Genomic DNA, 5,062 nt, shown 5'->3' on the forward strand with positions numbered 1-5,062 from the left:
GACAGGCTACGGCAGCGACAACCGCATCAACGGCTTCACCGTCAACGGCGTGGGCCACACCCTCACACAGGACGCCAAGGGCAACATCACTCAGCGCGGCAACCTGGTGATGAACTGGGACGCCGAGAACCGCCTGAAATCGGTCTCCGGCCCCACCAGTCAGTCCTACGAATACGACGGCAACGGAAGGCGCGCGCTGGTGCACAACGCAGACGGCAGCAGCCTGGTCCAGGTCTACAGCAGCAAGGGCCTGCTGCTGGCCGCGCAAAAGCTCAACGCCAGCGGCGGCGTCACCCAGAACACCAAGACCTACTTCCTCGACGGCAAGCCGATCATCGAGATCAATGGCTCAACCGGCAGCTACCTGCACACCGATGTGCTGGGCAGCACGGTGCTGCGGACCAACAGCAGCCGCGTGGGGACGGCGGACACTGCGTACGATCCCTGGGGCGACACGTGGACCGGCAACGAACCCAGCACCTTCGGCTACACCGGCCACGTCAACGACACGGCCACCGGGCTGGTGCAGATGCAGCAGCGGTATTACGATCCGCTGATCGACAGATTCTTGTCGAAGGATCCGGACCCAGTTAGTACAGCCGATGGTTCCAGCTTCAATCGGTTTAACTATGCCAACAATAATCCGTATCGGTATACGGATCCGGACGGGCGAAGTTTTCTGGATATTGGCTTTTTTGTAGTCGACGCGTTTAAATTTGGAGCTGCAGTCTACACTGGGGTTGGCATCCCAGCAGCCGCAGCTGATCTCGCAATAAGCGCCATCGGCGTGGCTAGCCCGATGCCCGGGGTTGGGTTAGCAATGAAAGAAATGCGGGCCATAGAAAAAGTGGTGGAAGTAGCTAAGACTGCAAAAAATGGAGAAACTGCTGCAACAAAAGCCGGACGAGAAGCTCATAAGGCTTGGGATGCAGGGGAAGGATTCCAAAAGGAGGTGAGGCTTCCAAGCGGAAAACAAGCAGACGCCGTGAATTTCGAGGATAAAGCTGTCAAAGAGTTAAAGCCAAACAATCCTCGAGCAGTTGGGCGTGGTGAGAAGCAAGTTGAGGGCTATCGCCAGGAGTTGCAACAAGAACATGGCGGAGATTGGAAAGGGGTCGTGGAAACTTATGATCGGTAAAAAATGATCAAAAAGGAACTTGAGATTATTATCAATAAACTCTTGTCCCTCATGGGATTTGAGAAGAAAAAATCTACATGGTTTCGCAATGTTGGCGGGGTGCTGCAAGTCATGGATCTTCAAAAATCCAATTATGGAGATCATTTTTTTCTAAATATTTGCTTTATCCCTGCGGGGATGGATATTGAGGGCTTGCCTCATCCAAAGGAAAATAAATGTCCTATTCGGATACGGGCCGCCGCAGCATTTCCAGATATTAAGGAACAGATCGATATCGTCTTGGATTTGAGCTCCGATATGTCAGATGAGGATCGAAGTCAGCAAATCGATAGTTTCTGTACCGAAAGGCTGCTGCCATTTTATGACTTGATGAAGGATAATATTTCGTTAAGGCAAGCGATCGAGGTTGGTCGTTTCGACAAAGGTGCTGTTAACTTGGCATCAAAGCGTTTTCTAGGCATGTAGGCGTGCGACAAGGCGCGAGAAGCGCGAGGTCTCCCATTTCCCTTGGAGAGTCAGGCCCCAACCTGCTCGAAGAAAACTACTTCGACGCGCTGTGGCGCCCGGTGATCTCCCACCGCAAGGACACCGGCAGCGGCAAAGAGCGCTTCGTCGTCAAGTCCTATGATGTGGACGGACACATGCTGTTCGAGTCCTACCTGACCTATCCGGACAGTGCCCGCCCTGCCCAGAGCCCCAACGCCTTCGGCGAACAAGGCTCGGCCGGAGGCCACGCCACCGCTGTCACCCGCTATGCCAACGGCGCACTGGCCGGCTACACCTTCGGCAACGGCATCGTGCGGCAGATCGGCCTGAACGGCCGCTACCTGCCCAGCAGCATCACCGACACCAATCCCGGCGTGGGCACCGTCTATCAGGTCAGCCTCACCTACGACGCCAATGCCAACGTCGCCACGCTGAACGACTACCTGGCCACGACAGACACCACAGCGGGCACGCACAACCGCACGATGGGTTATGACGACCTGGACCGCCTGACCAGCGCCAGTTCGCCCGCGGAGTGGGGGGCCGCCACCTACGACTACGACCCGCTGGACAACCTGCGCACCCGGACCCGCACCGGTCAAGTGGTCTCGACCGGCTACGGCGGCGCCAACCGCATCAATGGCTTCAGCGTCAACGGCGCGGGCCAGCCCCTCACGCAGGACGCCAAGGGCAACATCACCCAGCGCGGCAACCTGGTGATGAACTGGGACGCCGAGAACCGCCTCACCTCCGTCACCGGCCCCACCAGCCAGAGCTACGAATACGACGGCAACGGCCGCCGGGCGCTGGTGCACAACGCAGACGGCAGCAGCCTGGTGCAGGTCTACAGCCAGAAGGGCCTGCTGCTGGCCGCGCAGAAGCTCAACGCCAGCGGCGCCGTCACCCAGAACACCAAGACCTTCTTCCTCGACGGCAAGCCCATCGTCGAGATCAACGGCAGCACGGCCAGCTACCTGCACACCGACGCGCTGGGCAGCCCCGTGCTGCGCACCAACAGCAGCCGCGCCGGCACCGCAGACACCGCCTACGACCCCTGGGGCGACACCTGGACGGGCAACGAGCCCAGCACCTTCGGCTACACCGGCCACGTCAACGACACGGCCACCGGGCTGGTGTACATGCAGCAGCGGTATTACGATCCGCTGATCGACAGATTCCTGTCAACGGATCCGGAGCCGGTCAACTCAAACAACGGCTCGAACTTCAATCGGTATTGGTATGCCAATAACAATCCGTATCGGTATACGGATCCGGATGGGAGGGCCCCCAAGAACTTAGATGATTCTGCTAACGGAATAGGTCCAGCTCGAGCTGGGGGTGGTTCGGTAACGGGGGGCACATTCTCCGGAATTCCGAAGACCGCGAGCGCAGGTGCGGCTGCTGCAGCACCAGAAGCGGCCGCGGCGGCCAATGCCCCGATGGCAGCCACTAGGGGGGCGGCAGCCTTGCCCGACTCTGCGATGGTTTGCCGTGGGGGAGCCTGCACAGCCGAGAATTTTTCCAACGGAAGCGGCGTAACTACCTCACCGAACGGAGCTCTTAGCGGCGTTTCTACGCAAAGTGCACCAAATGCATCATTGGATGTCCTTGCTAAGCCCTTTAAAAACAATCAGGTTGGGGTTACCACTGCGGGCAGCATTAGAGAGGCTGGCGGTCAAGTTGTGGCCGATGGAACCGCCAAGAACCCTAATCATGCAACAGTTAATAATTTAACTCCTCAGCAATTGGAGAAGTTGTTCACCCCGACTGTGACGAATCCTGTCCCCCGTGATCAAAGAGGTCTCTAACAATATGATAATCCATACATTTATAGTTGATTTCAATGAAATGCTGGAATCAAATCTAGTGCTGTTTTCTAGATCAGATTCGAAAAATGATATAAATAATGAGGCTATCTATTTGTCCGAGGGCATGCATGTCTTGCTCGTAATGGGCGACACCAATGAACTTGGAGAAGTGGATAACCTCATTGCTGAGGGGGCGCTGGAGAGAAATGTCTCGACTGGTTGGGGTTCGCATGTTGCATGGTGTTGCAGAATAAATACCCTTGGGATAAGGCATCAATCGGAGGGCTAAGCTCTCCTGAACTGGAACAGCTAACAATACATTTGCGAAAGCCGTAGATAGTATGGCCGCAGATGCGGCTGGTTTTAGGGTTGTTGGCACAGGCGCTATGAGCGAGACGCACAACTTCGGCACTCAAAGAGCCACGACGGGAGGCGTACTGTCAACTCGGTCGTCTACGACGACCGTTTATGAAAAGAAGTGAGGTTTCCGTGAGTATTTTAGAGCTAATGAGCTTTCTGGTGGACGGCCGCTCTGAGGGGTTGCCGCCAAATGTGTTGGCGGACATTTTTGATCGTATGATTTGGATCCTTGCGGACAATGGAGAAGGTATTTCAAAGGTCCAGCTAAGTTGGCTGCAAGGATCGGATGAATTTCGGATTGAAATCGCATTACATATGAGCGAGGTGTGCCCCTTCCTTGACAATGCCGAAATGAATTTCATTTTGGAGAAGATAGAAAAGGAATGGCCTCGATTGGCGCCCCTTTGTCGCGAGTTCTCGTTGCGTTGGATTCAACCCGGTGAGCGTTGAGTTTTGGTGCCGTTTGTCACGTCACCTTGCCGGTGTAATCGGTGGGGCTGATTTATTGAGTGGTGAGCTAGAGGTGGCCCAGTTGGCCCGTACTGGCTCAGGCGATGATTTAACACGGGAATGACGGCGTATTGCTCAATGGGCAATAATGGCCCCCGTATGGTCCATACCCGGGACGGGAATCTGTCAAAAAAGCAAATGCCGGGGTCATTCCCCAACCGTTGGGATCACTGCACACCACGCGGCCGGTCGAGCCGCCGGCTGGCCACTGGAGACAGGCTCTGGCCACCGGCAGCCTGTTGTAAAAAGAACTACATCACCCGCTCTCACGCGCTCAACGGCGCCACGCTGTCAGCCCACCCGCAGCTACGGCTATGACAACTACTACCGGCTGTGCAAACGCATCAACCCCGAGAGCGGCGCCGCCGTCATGGGCTGCCGGACACGGCGGCCTGGAGACCTGATCCCTGGACCACGGACCCTGGACAACGATCAGCCTGAAATGCGGTCCACGATGGGCTGAAATGCGCGCCTGTGACTTGGCGGCATCAAACAAATGGATCGATGAGTCGCACGCCGGTTCCGGCAAAGTGCCGCACGTTGCGGGTGACGAACGTCATGCCGTGCTCGAGTGCCGTGGCTGCGATCACGGAGTCGCGCCAGGCGCGCGGATTGGGGACGTGCAGAGGCGCGCAAAGTCGGGCGCCGCGCGCTGTGAAGGGCAGCGTCCGCCCGTCATACGCAGTCGGCCCTGAAAATCTCCCAAGTCGTTGTCCTGAAACGACTTTCGGGTGATATCCGATGGTCAGATCTCCCGAGA

The 5,062-nt window shown here is 56.7% G+C and carries 5 protein-coding genes; 4 read left to right on the forward strand and 1 reads right to left on the reverse strand.

Translation table 11 applies throughout. The features are described from left to right. The 4 genes from AC3WR5_RS33275 to AC3WR5_RS33290 form a co-directional block, all read left to right on the forward strand. Nucleotides 1-1,138 (forward strand): RHS repeat-associated core domain-containing protein (locus tag AC3WR5_RS33275; RefSeq protein WP_492490076.1); only part of this gene is annotated, 1,138 nt, incomplete at its 5' end. A 3-nt stretch (nt 1,139-1,141) separates the two neighbouring features. Continuing rightward, nucleotides 1,142-1,603 carry a DUF4304 domain-containing protein gene (locus tag AC3WR5_RS33280; RefSeq protein ID WP_492490077.1) on the forward strand — a complete coding sequence of 154 codons (462 nt, stop codon included), beginning with the start codon at nt 1,142-1,144 and terminating at the stop codon, nt 1,601-1,603. 2 nt (nt 1,604-1,605) lie between these two features. Beyond that, nucleotides 1,606-3,432, forward strand: a complete 1,827-nt coding sequence (locus AC3WR5_RS33285; protein WP_492490078.1) for an RHS repeat-associated core domain-containing protein — start codon at nt 1,606-1,608, stop codon at nt 3,430-3,432. 489 nt (nt 3,433-3,921) lie between these two features. Further along, nucleotides 3,922-4,242 (forward strand): hypothetical protein, encoded by a 321-nt coding sequence (locus tag AC3WR5_RS33290; protein WP_492490079.1) that lies wholly within the window; start codon nt 3,922-3,924, stop codon nt 4,240-4,242. 548 nt (nt 4,243-4,790) lie between these two features. On the opposite strand, the gene AC3WR5_RS33295 is transcribed toward AC3WR5_RS33290, so the two are convergent. Then, a partial coding sequence (locus AC3WR5_RS33295) for a PIN domain-containing protein (RefSeq protein WP_492490080.1) occupies nt 4,791-5,062 on the reverse strand: 272 nt, incomplete at its 5' end.

This window comes from Ideonella sp. FW305-24, assembly GCF_058788035.1.

Excerpts from the sequence above, each read along its gene's own strand:
- AC3WR5_RS33280 (WP_492490077.1), top strand. The coding sequence starts at position 1,142 with ATGATCAAAAAGGAACTTGAGATTATTATCAATAAACTCTTGTCCCTC.